16 protein-coding genes are annotated in these 16,659 nt (G+C 36.4%); 10 read left to right on the top strand and 6 right to left on the bottom strand.

The window, feature by feature from the left end; all coding sequences use genetic code 11:
- Nucleotides 1-90: 90 nt before the first annotated feature.
- From BG05_RS29095 to BG05_RS02665, 4 genes are all read right to left on the bottom strand, one after another.
- On the bottom strand, nt 91-573 hold the full coding sequence (locus BG05_RS29095; protein WP_002091337.1) for an HXXEE domain-containing protein: 483 nt from the start codon (nt 571-573) through the stop codon (nt 91-93).
- A gap of 63 nt (nt 574-636) precedes the next feature.
- Nucleotides 637-828: a DUF3926 domain-containing protein gene (locus BG05_RS02675; RefSeq protein ID WP_002091335.1), complete on the bottom strand. Its 192-nt coding sequence runs from the start codon at nt 826-828 to the stop codon at nt 637-639.
- Nucleotides 821-2,002: an ArsA family ATPase gene (locus BG05_RS02670; RefSeq protein WP_002124897.1), complete on the bottom strand. Its 1,182-nt coding sequence runs from the start codon at nt 2,000-2,002 to the stop codon at nt 821-823. Before BG05_RS02670 ends, BG05_RS02675 begins: the two co-directional genes overlap by 8 nt.
- Before the next feature lie 76 nt (nt 2,003-2,078).
- The gene (locus tag BG05_RS02665; protein WP_000942491.1) at nt 2,079-2,561 is read right to left on the bottom strand and encodes a MarR family winged helix-turn-helix transcriptional regulator; all 483 of its coding nucleotides are present in this window, start codon (nt 2,559-2,561) and stop codon (nt 2,079-2,081) included.
- A gap of 230 nt (nt 2,562-2,791) precedes the next feature.
- On the opposite strand from BG05_RS02665, the gene BG05_RS02660 reads away from it, so the two are divergent.
- The 10 genes from BG05_RS02660 (at nt 2,792) to BG05_RS02615 (ending at nt 13,789) form a co-directional block, all read left to right on the top strand.
- The gene (locus tag BG05_RS02660; RefSeq protein WP_002029490.1) at nt 2,792-3,028 is read left to right on the top strand and encodes a YiaA/YiaB family inner membrane protein; all 237 of its coding nucleotides are present in this window, start codon (nt 2,792-2,794) and stop codon (nt 3,026-3,028) included.
- Nucleotides 3,029-3,169: 141 nt separating this feature from the next.
- Nucleotides 3,170-3,460: an Asp-tRNA(Asn)/Glu-tRNA(Gln) amidotransferase subunit GatC gene (gene gatC / locus BG05_RS02655; protein ID WP_000086999.1), complete on the top strand. Its 291-nt coding sequence runs from the start codon at nt 3,170-3,172 to the stop codon at nt 3,458-3,460.
- A gap of 14 nt (nt 3,461-3,474) precedes the next feature.
- The gene (gatA, locus tag BG05_RS02650; RefSeq protein WP_002010048.1) at nt 3,475-4,932 is read left to right on the top strand and encodes an Asp-tRNA(Asn)/Glu-tRNA(Gln) amidotransferase subunit GatA; all 1,458 of its coding nucleotides are present in this window, start codon (nt 3,475-3,477) and stop codon (nt 4,930-4,932) included.
- Nucleotides 4,933-4,946: 14 nt separating this feature from the next.
- Entirely contained in the window at nt 4,947-6,374 is a 1,428-nt protein-coding gene (gene gatB / locus BG05_RS02645; RefSeq protein WP_003187141.1) for an Asp-tRNA(Asn)/Glu-tRNA(Gln) amidotransferase subunit GatB, read from the top strand.
- Between the two features lie 559 nt (nt 6,375-6,933).
- Nucleotides 6,934-7,839, top strand: coding sequence for a diacylglycerol kinase (locus BG05_RS02640; protein ID WP_002010051.1), 906 nt, complete (start codon nt 6,934-6,936; stop codon nt 7,837-7,839).
- A 194-nt stretch (nt 7,840-8,033) separates the two neighbouring features.
- Nucleotides 8,034-8,780, top strand: coding sequence for an HAD family hydrolase (locus BG05_RS02635; RefSeq protein ID WP_003187137.1), 747 nt, complete (start codon nt 8,034-8,036; stop codon nt 8,778-8,780).
- Between the two features lie 155 nt (nt 8,781-8,935).
- Nucleotides 8,936-10,300, top strand: a complete 1,365-nt coding sequence (gabT, locus tag BG05_RS02630; RefSeq protein WP_033733722.1) for a 4-aminobutyrate--2-oxoglutarate transaminase — start codon at nt 8,936-8,938, stop codon at nt 10,298-10,300.
- Between the two features lie 306 nt (nt 10,301-10,606).
- Nucleotides 10,607-11,974 (top strand): sigma-54 interaction domain-containing protein, encoded by a 1,368-nt coding sequence (locus BG05_RS02625; protein WP_002167042.1) that lies wholly within the window; start codon nt 10,607-10,609, stop codon nt 11,972-11,974.
- On the top strand, nt 11,967-13,418 hold the full coding sequence (gene gabD, locus BG05_RS02620) for an NADP-dependent succinate-semialdehyde dehydrogenase (RefSeq protein WP_033728650.1): 1,452 nt from the start codon (nt 11,967-11,969) through the stop codon (nt 13,416-13,418). Before BG05_RS02625 ends, gabD begins: the two co-directional genes overlap by 8 nt.
- Nucleotides 13,419-13,465: 47 nt before the next feature.
- Nucleotides 13,466-13,789, top strand: coding sequence for a DMT family transporter (locus tag BG05_RS02615; RefSeq protein ID WP_000263259.1), 324 nt, complete (start codon nt 13,466-13,468; stop codon nt 13,787-13,789).
- Nucleotides 13,790-13,829: 40 nt separating this feature from the next.
- Here BG05_RS02615 and BG05_RS02610 read toward each other — a convergent pair whose 3' ends face one another.
- Both BG05_RS02610 and BG05_RS02605 read right to left on the bottom strand, forming a co-directional pair.
- The gene (locus BG05_RS02610; RefSeq protein WP_002169285.1) at nt 13,830-15,059 is read right to left on the bottom strand and encodes an aminopeptidase; all 1,230 of its coding nucleotides are present in this window, start codon (nt 15,057-15,059) and stop codon (nt 13,830-13,832) included.
- A 116-nt stretch (nt 15,060-15,175) separates the two neighbouring features.
- Entirely contained in the window at nt 15,176-16,258 is a 1,083-nt protein-coding gene (locus tag BG05_RS02605) for a polysaccharide deacetylase family protein (protein ID WP_003187119.1), read from the bottom strand.
- Nucleotides 16,259-16,659 lie beyond the last annotated feature (401 nt).

The raw sequence follows: 16,659 nt of genomic DNA, 5'->3' as shown, positions 1-16,659 counted from the left end.
ACCCTAATTCTGTACCTTCTAATTTTGTATAACATAGAATCCAATGTTTGTTAAGTAGAGTGATGGACCAGGAGTTTTCCTGGTCTTTTTTTAATTAAAGCAGCTGGCTAATAATAAGGAAATCCAAATTATGATTGGGTAAGAGATTAAACTAAAAATGAGTGTACTTGCTAATTTCTTTTTAGGGATTAATAGTTTCTTTGATGAAAATAAGAAAAGAGAAAATAGGATAATGATAGATGCTGAGATTACTCCTGGATTATAAGAACGATAAATGAAATACAAGATAATATGCTGAACGGCGTTAAAGAAGATACAGCCCTGTATAAAAATGATCAAATAAATAGAAGATATGATGCTTAATTGATATAGAATGACTATGAGTAAGACGAAGGTTGTTAATATGGAAATTGCAATGAAAAATTGTTTGTTAGTTATAAAATGGATCGAAAATCGATTAGCGATATATTGTGGCATTTGGAAAGCTTCTTCAAGGTTATGAAAAAAGAATAGAAGGGGGATTAGCCAGATTGTATTAGTGGTGAAATGTCTTGTTGAAGATGTTTTTATCAACTTATATCAGCTCCAATAAAGGGATAGAAAGCCTATAAGAAAAGGCTTTCTACAAGGGTATAGTTATTCAATTATGATGCTTTTTAAATTACTCTCAGGTTGCGGTTGTTCTTCAGCATAAGAGGAGAGCTCCTCTTGCAAAATATTTAGTGCGTGCTTAGCTGATTGCTGAATCGGATTCGGTAGCTCTTCTAATATACGCATACCGATTTTTATTTTTGTACGAATTACCTTTCTTAGTAATTCATCATGCATGTACTACACCTCCAAACCGAATGTTTAGTACATCATCTTCAAACTTAGCTCCTTGAATAGAAAGGTGTGTTAATGTTTTTGGTAAGGTGATATTTCGCTTCATAGAGCCGGCTCGAATAATAAGTTCATCACCTTTTTGATTTAATGAAAGTTCACTTTTGTTTGAGAAGGGAATGGACAGAACGAAAATATACTCATCGCCATCTTTTTTTACATATTGTGTGCGGCCATTAAATTTCACTTCAGTAGGAGAGGGGTCTGATTTAAATAAAGCATTTCCTACACGCTCTAACATAGGTAAACCAACAACTTCTTGTTCAAACATGGGAGCTTCGTAAATAGGAAGTGGCTGAAAACTATCTTTAATTAACGCCTTATATTTCTTTTGTGTATCTTTCCATGCCTGAAAGTAAGGGTCGGTAACAGTGTTAGGGATGACGCGGTTAATCATAATGGCATCTACGTTATAATCGTATAAGTTTAAATAAGTAAAACTACGCTGAGCTTCTTTAATGACCATTTTTTCAGGATTTACAACAACGCGAATACTCGTTACTTCTCGGTTTGATAAAATATCTCTCATTTCTCCAAGTTGTTCAAGCGTATTCGTTAATTCGTCCATAATATCATCAGTTGGAAGGGGGACACCAAGAAGTGGTTGAGCTACAGGACGAACAACTTTTAAAATCTTCCTTTTAATAGGAAAGAGTTTTTCCATCCACCAGCCGAGCATGTCTGGAAAGCTAAGCATTGCTAAAGTTTCTCCAGTCGGTGCGCAATCAATAATGATGACGTCGTAAGTGTTGTGTTTATAGTAATCGAGTACTCGAAGTAAGCTAATTAAATCTTCCATACCAGGGAACATCGTTAATTCTTCTGTTGTAATATCATCAGCTGCTTTGGAAGTGAAGAGTAGTGTAATATATTTCTGCAATTTCCCCCAGCCTTTTTCCATTTCATAAATAGTGTTAATTTCTTGTGCCCACAAGTTTTCGCGAATTTCTAGTGGCTCAGAAGATAGTTTTATGCCAAATGAATCCCCTAAACTATGAGCAGGATCTGTACTCATTACTAATGTTTTTAATCCTTGTTTTGCACTTTGGATTGCTGTTGCTGCTGAAATGCTAGTTTTTCCAACGCCGCCTTTACCTGTATACAGAATAATTCTCATCATTAATATCCCCTTTGTTTCGAATGTCGAATATTACGAGTGTCGAAATATTTAATTGAATAAAAACCCAACTAGGGTCTTATTCAATCGGAATGTTTTTCATTTTAGGTGTAGAAACCTTTTCTTCTGTTTTTTGCTGTGACGTAGCAATGTGATTCATGATCTTTTGGAATATTTGTAGTAAGAATGCTTTTTCTTCTTCTGACAATGCATCTGTCACTAGGCTAAAGTAATGGGCCGCATTTTGTTTTACTTCTTGAACGAGCATTACGCCGTTTTCTGTTAAACGAATTAATACAATGCGTCGATCGCTTTCATTCCGGTAGCGTTCAATATATCCCTTTTTTACAAGGCGATTTACAACGCCCGTTGTTGTACTCATCGGTATATCAAGAAGATCAGCAATTTTTGTCATTGTAATATCCGTATTTCGCTCCATCCAAAGTAAACAAAATACTTCTGTCTTGGAAAGTGTTAAATCAAGACTTACCCATTCTTCAGGATAGAAAAGTTTCTTGGCGTTATCTAGCAGTAAGTCTAAAAAATGTTCATATTGTAACAATTATTTCCACTCCCGTATATTTCGAGGTTCGTAATATTTGTTTTTATTTTATGTGGAATTGAAATAAATGTCAATGTTTTTAACTGTTTTTTCGGATTAGAAAGAAAATTATCTTCAAAATAGAAATTTTTTGTGATAGATTAATAAATAGAAAAATGATTTTACATAAAAAACCATTGTGATAAATATATTTATCTATAATAGGTGTACAGCTAACGAGGGGGAGAACGATGAGAAGACGAAATACGCAAGCGTTCACGTTTTTAGCATGGACTTCATTTGTTTGTGCGCTTTCAGGAATGCTAATTGGGATTTACACGTTAGATGAAACGCTTAGTGTAAAAGGGTACTATTTAATCGGAACATTATTTTTAACGATGTCTTGTTTTGTATTACAAAAAACAATTCGTGATAATGAGGAAGATAATGAAAGATTTCCGAAAAATAAATCGTTAGATAAAGAGTAAATTGTAAAGAAAGGCACTTGCCTTTCTTTTTTTATGTAAAAATGCCGTAAGTGCCGTGTGTTGACTTGCTTGAAGTACTGAAAATTTGGTATCATCAATAGTATTGTAGATTGAACGATATATTATGGAGGTGGCCTAGCCGTGTCAAGAATTTCCGTTGAGAATGTAAAGCACGTAGCACATTTAGCACGTCTTGCAATTACTGATCAAGAAGCAGAAAAATTTCAAAAACAACTAGATGCAATTGTTACATTTGCAGAACAGTTAAATGAATTAGATACAACTGATGTAAAACCAACAACTCATGTATTAACTATGAAAAATGTTATGCGTGAAGATGTGCCAGAAAAAGGTTTACCAGTAGAAGAAGTATTAAAAAATGCACCGGATCACAAAGATAATCAAATCCGTGTTCCAGCAGTATTAGAATAGAGGAGGGAATTTCGATGTCATTATTTGATCATTCTGTATCAGAGTTACATAAGAAGTTAAACAACAAAGAAATTTCCGTTACGGATTTAGTAGAAGAATCTTACAAACGTATTTCGGATGTTGAAGATAACGTAAAAGCTTTTCTTACATTAGATGAAGAAAATGCACGCGCGAAAGCGAAAGAATTAGATGCAAAGATTGGTGCTGAGGATAATGGTTTATTATTCGGTATGCCAATTGGTGTAAAAGATAACATTGTAACTAACGGTCTTCGTACAACTTGTGCGAGCAAAATATTGGCAAACTTCGATCCAATTTACGATGCGACAGTTGTACAAAAGCTAAAAGCTGCTGACACAGTTACAATCGGTAAATTAAATATGGACGAGTTCGCAATGGGTTCTTCAAATGAAAACTCAGGCTTCTACGCTACAAAAAATCCATGGAACTTAGATTACGTTCCAGGCGGATCTAGTGGTGGTTCTGCAGCAGCAGTAGCAGCAGGAGAAGTATTATTCTCTCTAGGTTCTGATACGGGTGGTTCTATCCGTCAGCCAGCTGCATATTGTGGCGTTGTAGGTTTAAAACCAACTTACGGACGCGTATCTCGTTACGGATTAGTAGCATTCGCATCTTCACTTGACCAAATCGGACCGATTACACGTACAGTAGAAGACAATGCATACTTATTACAAGCTATTTCAGGTATTGACCGTATGGATGCAACTTCTGCAAACGTTGAAGTAGGAAACTACTTAGCTGGTTTAACAGGTGATGTTAAAGGTTTACGTATTGCTGTACCGAAAGAATACTTAGGCGAAGGTGTTGGCGAAGAAGCTCGTGAGTCAGTACTAGCTGCTTTAAAAGTATTAGAAGGTATGGGCGCAACTTGGGAGGAAGTATCTCTTCCGCACTCTAAATACGCTCTAGCAACGTATTACTTATTATCTTCTTCTGAAGCATCTGCGAACCTTTCACGCTTTGATGGCGTACGTTACGGTGTTCGTTCTGATAATGTAAATAACTTATTAGATCTTTACAAAAACACACGTAGCGAAGGTTTCGGTGATGAAGTAAAACGTCGTATTATGCTTGGTACATTTGCTCTTAGCTCTGGTTACTATGATGCATATTACAAAAAAGCACAACAAGTACGTACATTAATTAAAAATGACTTTGAAAATGTATTTGCTAACTACGATGTTATTATTGGACCAACAACGCCAACTCCAGCATTTAAAGTGGGCGAAAAAGTGGACGATCCAATGACAATGTATGCAAATGACATTTTAACAATTCCAGTAAACTTAGCGGGTGTTCCAGCGATTTCTGTTCCATGTGGATTCGGTGCTAACAACATGCCACTTGGTCTACAAATCATTGGTAAACACTTCGATGAAACGACGATTTACCGCGTTGCACATGCGTTTGAGCAAGCAACAGACTATCATACAAAAAAAGCAAGTCTGTAAGGAGGCGAGCATAGATGAATTTAGAAACAATTATTGGTTTAGAGGTTCACGTTGAGTTAAAAACAAATTCGAAAATTTTCTCTGCGAGTCCAACAGAATTCGGAGCGGAGCCAAATACACAAACAAGTGTAATTGACTTAGGATACCCAGGGGTACTTCCTACTTTAAATAAGGAAGCAGTTAACTTTGCAATGAAAGCCGCAATGGCATTAAACTGTGAAATCGCAACGGAAACGAAGTTCGACCGTAAAAACTATTTCTACCCAGATAATCCGAAAGCTTACCAAATCTCTCAATTTGATAAGCCAATTGGTGAAAATGGTTGGATTGAAATCGAAGTAGACGGTAAAAAGAAACGTATCGGTATTACACGTCTTCATTTAGAAGAAGATGCTGGTAAATCAACGCATGCAGCTGACGGTTCATTAGTAGACTACAACCGTCAAGGTATGCCTTTAATCGAGATCGTATCTGAGCCAGATATGCGTACTCCAGAAGAAGCATATGCGTACTTAGAGAAGTTAAAATCAATCATTCAATATACAGGTGTATCTGATTGTAAGATGGAAGAAGGTTCTCTTCGTTGTGATGCGAATATTTCACTTCGTCCAGTTGGACAAGAGAAGTTCGGTACAAAAGCAGAACTGAAAAACTTAAACTCTTTCACTTACGTGCAAAAAGGTCTTGAGCATGAGCAAGTGCGCCAAGAAAAAGAATTATTATCTGGTGGTATCATCCAACAAGAAACACGTCGTTATGACGAAGCAACGAAGAAAACAATCTTAATGCGTATAAAAGAAGGATCTGACGATTACCGTTACTTCCCAGAGCCAGACTTAGTTGAACTTTACATCGACGATGAGTGGAAAGAAGAAATTCGTGCTTCTATTCCAGAACTTCCAGATGCACGTAAAGCTCGCTATGTTGAAGAAGTTGGCTTACCAGCTTATGATGCGCATGTATTGACATTAACGAAAGAGATGTCTGATTTCTTTGAAGCAACTGTTGCAGGCGGTGCTGATGCGAAATTAACATCAAACTGGTTAATGGGTGAAGTACTTGCATACTTAAACAAACAACAAAAAGAATTAAAAGACGTTGCATTAACGCCAGCTGGCTTAGCTAAAATGGTTCAATTAATTGAAAAAGGTACAATTTCTTCTAAAATCGCGAAGAAAGTATTTAATGAATTAATTGAAAAAGGTGGAGACCCAGAAGAAATCGTTAAAGCGAAAGGTCTGGTTCAAATTTCTGATGAAGGAACACTTCGTAAGGTTGTAACAGAAATTCTTGATAATAATGAGCAATCTATTGAAGACTTTAAAAACGGTAAAGACCGTGCAATTGGCTTCTTAGTTGGTCAAATTATGAAAGCTACAAAAGGACAAGCAAATCCACCGCTTGTTAATAAAATCTTACTTGAAGAGATTAATAAGCGCTAAAAAAAGAGAAGAATTCTTATTTTTGAACGCTAAAATAGTATAGATTCTTAAAGATTAAACAGAAAAAACACCCGTATTTGGGTGTTTTTTCTGAGTTAATCAAACGTTTGTTTAAATGGTGAAAAATAATTTAAACAAACGTTTGATTAACTGTCAAAAGTGAAAAAATGTTTGTATAGCAACTATGGTATGATAGTTGCAAAAAGGTGGGAATAATGATAAATCTAGACATAGAGAGTTTTTTCATCTCATGAAATAATAGATAATTATTATTCATTATATGTAAATTGATGTGAGAGAATGGATAGACATAAAGTGAAACTTTGATCAGTGGGAGTTTTACTGCCTGCAAATAGCGGGATAAATTTCTTGGTTAAATAAGGCAAAACTATCAGGAGTGAATAGTTACTTTTGATGGGCTACACGAATCGGGTTCTTACTGCCTGTTTGAGCGGAATTAAAGAAGGATAGGAAGATGAGAGGAGGTAAGCATAGGGATACTGAATAAGGGTTCGGTGTATTCGTTTTTCAATGAATAAGGAATTTCCTGTGCTAATAAATGATGAAGCGAGCAAGAATTATTTATAATCCTACTTCTGGGCGCGAGCTATTTAAGAAGAGCTTACCAGAAGTATTACAAAAATTAGAACAAGCTGGATATGAAGCGTCTTGTCATGCGACAACTGGTCCTGGAGATGCGACTGTGGCAGCGAGGCAAGCTGCGGATCGTAAGTTTGATGTTGTTATCGCAGCTGGTGGTGATGGTACGTTAAATGAAGTAGTGAACGGTTTAGTAGGACATGAGCATCGTCCAAAGTTTGGAATTATTCCAGTTGGAACGACAAATGATTTTGCGCGTGCGATCGGTGTACCTCGTGTTATTGAAGAGGCTGCGGATATTATTTGTGAAGGAACAACGGTACCGTTAGATCTTGGTAGAGCAAATGATACATATTTCATTAATATCGCTGGTGGCGGCCGTATTACAGAATTAACATATGAAGTACCAAGCAAGCTAAAAACGGTATTAGGCCAACTTGCTTACTATTTAAAAGGAATCGAAATGTTACCATCATTACATCCAACATATGTTGAAATTGAGTATGATGGGAAGTTGCTACAAGAAGAAATTACGATGTTTTTAATTACGAATACTCGTTCAGTTGGTGGATTCGAAAAAGTAGCACCATATGCATCTATTAACGATGGATTATTTGATTTATTAGTACTGAAAAAAGGTTCTATCGCTGATTTAATTAAAGCAGCAACACAAGCGCAGCGTGGGGAACATATTAACAATCCGAAAGTACTATATACACAAGCGAATCGTATTAAAGTGCATTCACCTGATAAATTAATGATCAACTTAGATGGTGAATATGGCGGAGATGCACCAATGGAATTTGAAAATATATATCATTGTCTGGAACTATTTGTTCCTGAACATCAAGAGGATGCCCTGTAAAGGCATCTTTTTTTTGCTTTCACCTCACTATTTGCGAGTAATAAGATTCCCCCACTGATTAAAGTTTCTCTATGTGCAGATGAATTGTAAATTGTAAGTTAGTTTGATTTTTATGGTATTTTTACAATCCGTTTATTTTATATCCATATTTTATTGATACACTGGAAGAGATAAGAAATGAGAGGTAGGATGCTATGGAGAAGGTAAAAGCAATATTATTTGATAAAGACGGGACATTAATGGATTTTCATTCAATTTGGATAAAAGTAGCTGAAGAGCTTGTCGCTGAATGTATAAAATTATATCAACTCCCACAGTCAATGCAGCAGGCTTTATTAAAAGAGATTGGCGTAGATGGAGCATTTGTTCACCCGCGTAGTGCGCTCGCTGCTGGAACGAGTCTTGATGTGGCCAAGGGGCTTTGTAAGTATATTGCATCATCTAGAGAAGAAGAGATGCATCAATGGGTGAGTGAAAAGTTGTTTGCTCTTATGTACGAGCATCGTTCACATATGAGAATGACGGCAGATTTACCGAAAGTTTTACAAGCGTTAAAGGATAGAGGGTTTATTCTAGGTGTCGTTACAGCTGATGATTTCGCGCCGACAGAATTATTTTTAAAGCAATATCAATTGGAAGCTTTTTTTGATTGTGTTATAGCTTCAGATACATTTCCAGTACAGAAGCCAGATAAAAAAATTGTAGAATCGTTTTGTGAGAGATTTAATTTAGAGACATGTGAAGTAGCAGTCATCGGGGATACACCGACGGATTTACATTTAGCGAAAAATGGTGGCGACTGTTATGCGATTGGCGTACTATCTGGTACGGGTGATCGTCAAACGTTAGAACCACTTGCAGATTTAGTATTACAATCTGTTGAAGATTTAATTTCTCATTCAGGTGAGTTTATTTGGGAACAAGGAAAGTCTAATGTATAAATGAATAAGTCTATAAAGACTCTATATGAGTCTTTATAGACTTATTTTTTTATGCCGAGATAGTAAGAGAATGGGATGAATACTAGAAAGAGGAAGTTGGCATGCATCTTGCAATATAAAGAGAAAACATTGTATAGAAAAGGATGGGGTACACAGTGAACACAAAAAAATTTGCTAAAGTAAATGAACAAATTCCAGGACCGAAAGCAGCGTCTTTATTAGAACGCCGCCAAAATATAGTACCAAAAGGAGTAAGTAATGGGATTCCAACATTTGTACAGTCTGCAAATGGTGCACTCGTAACAGATGTGGATGGAAATCAGTACATTGATTTCGCAGGAGCAATTGGGACAATTAATGTAGGACACTGTCATCCAGCCGTTAAAGAAGCGCTTCATAAACAAGTAGATCAATATATTCATACTGGATTTAATGTGATGATGTATGAGCCATATATTGAATTGGCAGAAAAGCTGGCCGCATTAGCGCCAGGTAATTTCGATAAACAAGTGCTGTTTTTAAATAGTGGGGCAGAAGCGGTTGAAAATGCAGTGAAGATTGCTCGTAAATATACGAAGAGACCTGGAATTATCGCATTTTCTAAAGGATTTCATGGGCGTACATTAATGACAATGACGATGACAAGTAAAGTAAAACCATATAAATTTGGATTTGGCCCATTTGCTCCAGAAGTATATAAAGCGCCATTCCCATATGAATACCGTCGCCCAGAAGGTTTAACAGAAGAGCAGTATGATGACTTTATCATTGAAGAGTTCAAGAACTTCTTCATATCAGAAGTAGCACCAGAAACAATTGCAGCAGTTGTAATGGAACCTGTTCAAGGGGAAGGCGGATTTATCGTTCCAAGTAAGAAATTCGTTCAAGAAGTACGCGGCATTTGTTCAGAGCACGGTATTTTATTTGTAGCTGATGAAATTCAAACAGGCTTTAGTCGTACCGGAAAATACTTTGCAATTGATCATTATGATGTCGTTCCAGACTTAATTACGGTATCTAAATCATTAGGTGCTGGTGTACCGATAAGTGGTGTCATTGGGCGTAAAGAAATTATGAATGAGTCTGCACCGGGAGAACTGGGCGGAACATATGCAGGAAGCCCACTAGGATGTGCGGCTGCATTAGCTGTGCTTGATGTAATAGAAAAAGAGAAATTAAATGATAGAGCGATAGAAGTAGGGAAAGTCGTAATGAACCGATTCCAAGAGATGAAAAACAAATATAATTGCATCGGTGATGTGCGCGGCTTAGGGGCAATGTGTGCATTCGAGCTCGTTCAAGATTGCAAGACGAAAGCGCCTGATAAAACACTAGCGTCTAATTTATGTGCAGAAGCAAATAAGCATGGATTACTTCTACTATCAGCAGGAACATATGGAAATGTTATTCGTGTTTTAATGCCATTAGTGATTACAGATGAGCAACTTGAGGAAGGTTTAACAATAATTGAAGAATCATTGCAAGCTTGTTATGAGCAAGCAAATATCGCTCGCGTTTAAAGAATTGGAATAACTTAAAAAAGGGCATAAAGCTTTTCTTTTTAGGCGGAAGAGAGCATCTGGTCATATATAGAATCGATCAGCCCCTTTTCCTGCCCCATGCCAAGCTAAAACAAAGTGAGGGTGTGGTTGCGATAGCATTCTGTATTTTTCAAGGCAGCGAATTATGTGTTGAAAAATATAAATAGATTTGTATAAATAACAAATTGAAAACATTCTAGCTTACTCTATATAAAATGCAGAAAATTCACTTTATAATAAAGGTAGTGAAGTGAATCGATGGATTTAAAGTAAGGGGTGGCTAGGATGGTTGCAGAAAAGGAACGAGTGTTGATGGATTTACAAGATGTATTTGAATATGCATTTGACGAAATTTTTGTTACGGATGATAAAGGAATCGTTGTACGTGTAAATAGCATGTGTGAAAGACATTACCAGCTCTCTGCTAAGGAATTAGTAGGAAAGCATGTAAAAGAACTACAAAAAGAAGGGATTTTTTATCCGTCTGCAACGTTAGAAGTAATTGAAAAGAAAAGGCCAGTTGAACTTGTTCAAACAACGAAATCAGGAGAGTATTTGCATGTTCGTACAAGGCCTGTTTTTGATGATGAGGGAAATTTAAGAAGAGTGATTAGTTATTCTCGTGATCTTACAGAACTCTATCAATTACGTCAAAAGGTAGAGGAAATGGATAATCAGTTAAAAACATATAAAAAAGAATTAAGAGAAACATATGAACACGAAGGACTTATTTTTAAAAGTATCGCTATGCAAAAAATAATCGAAACAATAAAAAAAGTATCAGTAGTAGATAGTACTGTTCTCGTATTAGGTGAGACTGGAGTGGGGAAAAGCCGATTAGTACGCCATTTGCATGAAGTGAGTCACCGGAAGAATGAAAGTTTCTATGAAATTAATTGTGCGGCATTGCCGACGAATTTAATCGAATCTGAGCTTTTTGGATATTCAGGTGGGTCTTTTACAGGTGCAAATCGTGAAGGGAAAAAGGGGCTATTAGAATCAGCGCATAAAGGAACCCTCTTCTTAGATGAAATTGGTGAAATGCCGCTTGAAATTCAAGCGAAGCTTTTGCAAGTATTGCAAGAAAAAACGTTTCGTCCTATAGGCGGAAGAGAATTAAAAAAGGTGGACGTTAGAATTGTAGCGGCAACAAATAGAGATTTAAGTACGATGGTGAAACAAGGAACATTCCGGAAAGATTTATACTATCGTCTGAATGTCATTCCAATTTCAATTCCACCACTTCGGGAGAGAACAGAAGACATTTTGCCGCTCATCTATCATTATTTACAGCATTTTAATAAAAAGTACGGACGGGATGTAAAGTTAGCTCCTAGTACGTTACAAATGTTTGTAGGGTACCCTTGGGAAGGAAATAATAGAGAGATTGAAAATGTAATTGAACGAATTGTTATCACTGCAGATGATTTTGTAATGGTAGAAGATTTGCCACTATCTATGCAAGAGGCCACAGTTGAACAATCCGGACAAAGTCTTTATAGAATGCTGGAAGAGGTAGAGAGAAATATTATTCTTAAAGCGTATAAAACGTATGGATCAAGTTATAAAGTGGCTGAGTTTTTACAAATAAGTCAATCTGCTGCTACTAGGAAGATTAAGAAGTTCATAGAGGAGGAAGAAAACATTGGATAAAAAAGCGACGTTCGTAAACTTAGAGAAAAAAGCGATGTATATAAATGGTGAGTGGATTAAACTGCAAGAACAAATCGAAGTGAATAATCCAGCGACAAAGGAAGTATTTGCAACTGTACCAAAGGGCGGGATTACAGAGGCAAAGCAAGCAGTTGATGCTGCACATGAGGCTTTTAAATTATGGTCAAAATTAACGGCAGCGGATCGCGCAGTAAAGTTAAAAAAATGGTTCACGCTCATTGATGAAAATAAAGAAGAAATTGCAGCAATCATGACGAGAGAGCAAGGGAAGCCGTTTGCAGAAGCACTTGGTGAAGTGAATTATGCAAATAGTTTTGTTGAATGGTACGCAGAAGAAGGAAAGCGAATATACGGTGAAATGATTCCTGCTTCTCATCCGAATAAGCGTATTTTAGTTATGAAGCAACCAGTTGGGGTTATGGCAGCTATTACGCCTTGGAATTTCCCGGCTGCTATGATTACGAGAAAGGTAGCTCCAGCACTTGCAGCAGGCTGTACGGCAGTTGTGAAACCAGCGAGTCAAACGCCATTAACTGCATTGAAGTTAGTTGAATTAGCACATGAAGCAGATATTCCAAAAGGTGTAATAAATATTGTAACAGGTAGTGCAAAAGCAATTGCTGATACGTGGATGGAAGATGAGCGCGTTCGAAAAGTTTCCTTTACAGGATCAACTGAAATTGGAAAAGAATTAATGGCTAGCGCTGCGCAAACGATGAAAAAGGTTTCGCTTGAATTAGGTGGTCACGCTCCATTTATTGTTATGAATGATGCTGATTTAGATAAGGCGGTAGAAGCGGTAATTGGTTCGAAATTCCGTAACGCAGGACAAACGTGTATATGTACAAACCGCATCTTTGTTCAAGAAGAAGTGTATGAAGAATTTGCAGGGAAGTTCACAACAGCTGTAGAGCAGCTTAAAGTCGGAGATGGATTCGGCGAAGGAACAACTGTAGGTCCACTTATTGATGCGAATGCAGTTTCGAAAGTACAAGAACATATTGAAGATGCAATTCAAAAGGGCGGAGAAGTTTTATACGGTGGCCATAAATTTGCAGAGTTAGATGGTTATTTCATTCAGCCAACAGTAATTGGATTGGCAAATGACAAGATGCTTTGTATGAATGAAGAAACATTTGGACCGGTTGCACCAGTTGCGAAATTTAAAACAGTTGAAGAAGTAATCGAACGAGCAAATAATACACCATATGGCTTGGCTGCTTATATTTTCACAAAAGATATTAGCCAAGCATTCCAAATTAGTGAAGCGTTAGAGTACGGAATTATCGGCTTAAACGATGGCCTTCCATCAGTTGCACAAGCACCATTTGGAGGCTTTAAAGAAAGTGGTATCGGCCGTGAAGGAGGCCATTTCGGTATCGAGGAATATTTAGAAATTAAATATATTTCGTTAGGACTATAAGTAGTATACTAGAATCTCTATAAGGTAACAGAGAAGGAGATTCTAGTATGGTATATTGGCTATTATTACTCGTAACAATTATTTTTGAAGTAGCTGGAACGATTGCGATGAAGTTATCGAACGGTTTAACAAAGCTTGTTCCAAGTGTACTTATTTTCGTATTCTATGGAATTTGTTTCAGCGTGTTTGCTATCGTTGTTAAAAAGATTCATTTAAGTATTGCTTATGCAATTTGGTCTGGTGTGGGAACGCTACTTATTACAATCATTAGTGTGTACTTTTTTAAAGAGCATATTAATTTATTCCAAGCATTTTGTATTCTCTTTATTGTTTTAGGAGTAATTGGACTGAAAGTGTCATCGGCATCATAAAAGGCTATCTTCCGGCGTGGAAGATAGCCTTTTATTTTTATTAAAACGCCCAGTTACCTTTACGGAAGATCGGCTCATGTCTTCCATCAGCTGTAATGCCGTCGATATCAAGCTCAGCTGATCCAATCATGAAGTCTTCGTGTGTAATACTAGCATTTGCGCCATTTTCAGCAAGTTCTTCTTTAGACATTGTTTTTCCGCCAATTAAGTTAAATGCATAAGCATTTCCGATTGCAAGGTGGCAAGATGCATTTTCATCAAATAGCGTATTGTAGAATAAAATATTTGTGTTTGAAATTGGTGAATCATGAGGTACTAAAGCTACTTCGCCTAAGAAGTGAGAACCTTCATCTGTTTCTACTAAATGTTTTAAAGCCTCTTCACCAGATTCAGCTTTATAGTCTACGATACGTCCGTTTTCGAATGTTAATGTAAAGTTATCAATAATATTACCTGCAAATGCTAACGGTTTTGTGCTAGATACTTGGCCGTTCACACCTGTTTTAAGAGGCATTGTAAATACCTCTTCAGTTGGAATGTTAGCCATAAATGCTACGTTCTTTTCATTTAAGCTACCAGCACCAGCCCATACATGCTTCTCTGGAAGTTCGATTGTTAAGTCTGTTCCAGGGCCTGTATAGTGAAGAGCTTTATAATGTTTTTCGTTTAAGTAATCTACTTTTGTATGTAGTGTTTCATCATGTTCTTTCCATGCTTCCACAGGATTTTCTAAATCAGCACGAGTAGCTTTGAAGATAGCATCCCATAGTTTTGTTTCTTGTTCTTCTGGCGCTACGTCAGGGAATACTTTTGCAGCCCATTCTTTCGTAGGAACAGAAATTACGCACCAGCTTACTTTATCTGCTTGTACATAATCACGGTATACTTTCATCGCTTCTCCAGCTACTTTATGAGCTGTTGCAATTTTCTTTGGTTCTACACCTTTTAATAGATCAGGATTCTCTGCATAGATGGACATAAATGCAGCGCCTTCTTTTGCTAATTCTTCACGAGCATGTGCTTTCCAAGAAGGGAATTCAGAGAAAGCTTCTTCAGGAGCTAGATCGAACTTTAAGCGTGTTAACGTCTCATCATTCCAATCAACATATACGTGTTTTGCACCAGATTTATATGCTTTTTCTGTAACTAGGCGTACAAACTGTACAGCCTCAAGAGGTGCACTGATTGATAAAGTTTGTCCGGGTTGAATATTAACACCAACATTGACTGCAAGGGCAGCATATTTCTCTAACGTTTGTTCAAATGACATATGTATAATCTCCTTTAGTTTGAAAGATTTCTTACTATATATAATACAAGAAAATTCTAAAAATATATATAAATATAACGTAAAAAGAGAGCTCAAAATGTATTGAGCTCTAATAGTTATTTAATCGAAGAAGCAAATTGTTCTACAGTCGTTGTATGGTGTATGCGAACACGCTTCATTTTTAACAACTCATCAGGTTCACCCTTCGTAATGAATTGTCCAGGCTTCGTTGTTGTTGCAAATTGATAGTGTTTCTTTGTTTCTGCGACAACTTTATCATCTACATGACCGAAAGGATAAGCAATTGCGATAACAGGCTTACCTGTTATTTTCTCTAGCTTTTCTTTTGATCCTTTTAACTCTTCATCATAGTTTGTAATTTTCGGCAAGTCTGCGTGTGTTGCTGTGTGAGATTGTACAGAAAAAATACCTGAATCAACCATTTCTTTTATTTCAGATGTAGAAAGAGCTCCTTCTACATCAACGTTATCAACAATCATATATTCTGTTGCCGCTGGTTTAAATGTATCGTCTTTTAGTTTTTGTAAAACATGAAATGCATTCATATTATTTTTCATACCGTCATCAAATGTAACGAAAATCGGCTTGTTTACTTTATTTATATCGCCCCAGCGTTCAAACGTTAACAAAGTATAACCATTTTCTTTTAAATACTTCATTTGTGCTTCAAAGTTAGCAGGCGATACGAATAAATCTTTAATACCTTGTCCATGATAATCATCAATTGCGTGGTACATAAGAACAGGAACTTTTTGCTCGAAAGTAATAGTAGATTTCGTAAGTGGAATAGTTTTTCCGCCCTCTTTTGTTCCTGTAGCTTCAATTTGATATTCACCGCGTTTTCCTTCAAATTCTTTTATATCAAAGGGAAGTGTAAATTGTTGATTTTTCTCTTTAGAAGAAAAGGATTTAGCACTTTCCTTTCCATCAGCAGTGCGCCAAATTTTATATTGTACTTCGGTTAAAGAATCTTTTATGTCTGTAATATGAATATTTGCGGTTGTAGATTCGTGCGTAATTGGATTATAAGAAATTTTACCTTGTTCCCGCACCGTCTCTTCTTGTTTTTTGACCTCTTGTACCTTTTTCTCTTTTTTAGGTTCTTGGCTTACATTGCTAGTATTACAGCCTACTAGAATAGCAGATGTACATAAAGAAATCGCTGCGTATTTTCTCATAAAATCACCTTCTATTGTGTATTATGTTGCATGCTTACATTAAAATCCCCACCGCTATAAGAGAGGTGGGGATATACCCTTGTTCATCATATCATTTTTAGGTGAATGGTAGGTTAGTGACTTTGAATAGAGGTATTCTTGCGTTTCTTATTTGATTTGATAATGATATAACCTACTACAAAAATAAGAGGGATAATGAATACATAGATTGGCATTCCCCATACATAATAGCTTTTCATGCTTAAAACTAGTAAGTGTAAGAAGTCGAAAAGGGCGTGAGCTTTCATAATATCCTCCAATATATTTTTTACAAATTATAACATTGTTCATTTGTAATTTGTATATTTTGGTAAATAATTTAAGTTAATTTTAAAGTAAGAGAAAGATTTATTAATATGCAA

The organism is Bacillus mycoides (assembly GCF_000832605.1).
GTDB lineage: Bacteria > Bacillota > Bacilli > Bacillales > Bacillaceae_G > Bacillus_A > Bacillus_A mycoides.
This window is presented reverse-complemented; position numbering and strand designations above follow the sequence as displayed.

Excerpts from the sequence above, each read along its gene's own strand:
- BG05_RS02605 (WP_003187119.1), bottom strand. The coding sequence starts at position 16,258 with ATGAGAAAATACGCAGCGATTTCTTTATGTACATCTGCTATTCTAGTA.
- BG05_RS02615 (WP_000263259.1), top strand. The coding sequence starts at position 13,466 with ATGGTATATTGGCTATTATTACTCGTAACAATTATTTTTGAAGTAGCT.
- BG05_RS02625 (WP_002167042.1), top strand. The coding sequence starts at position 10,607 with ATGGTTGCAGAAAAGGAACGAGTGTTGATGGATTTACAAGATGTATTT.
- BG05_RS02670 (WP_002124897.1), bottom strand. The coding sequence starts at position 2,002 with ATGATGAGAATTATTCTGTATACAGGTAAAGGCGGCGTTGGAAAAACT.
- BG05_RS02675 (WP_002091335.1), bottom strand. The coding sequence starts at position 828 with ATGCATGATGAATTACTAAGAAAGGTAATTCGTACAAAAATAAAAATC.
- gatA (WP_002010048.1), top strand. The coding sequence starts at position 3,475 with ATGTCATTATTTGATCATTCTGTATCAGAGTTACATAAGAAGTTAAAC.
- BG05_RS02635 (WP_003187137.1), top strand. The coding sequence starts at position 8,034 with ATGGAGAAGGTAAAAGCAATATTATTTGATAAAGACGGGACATTAATG.
- BG05_RS02640 (WP_002010051.1), top strand. The coding sequence starts at position 6,934 with ATGATGAAGCGAGCAAGAATTATTTATAATCCTACTTCTGGGCGCGAG.
- BG05_RS02610 (WP_002169285.1), bottom strand. The coding sequence starts at position 15,059 with ATGTCATTTGAACAAACGTTAGAGAAATATGCTGCCCTTGCAGTCAAT.
- gatB (WP_003187141.1), top strand. The coding sequence starts at position 4,947 with ATGAATTTAGAAACAATTATTGGTTTAGAGGTTCACGTTGAGTTAAAA.
- BG05_RS02660 (WP_002029490.1), top strand. The coding sequence starts at position 2,792 with ATGAGAAGACGAAATACGCAAGCGTTCACGTTTTTAGCATGGACTTCA.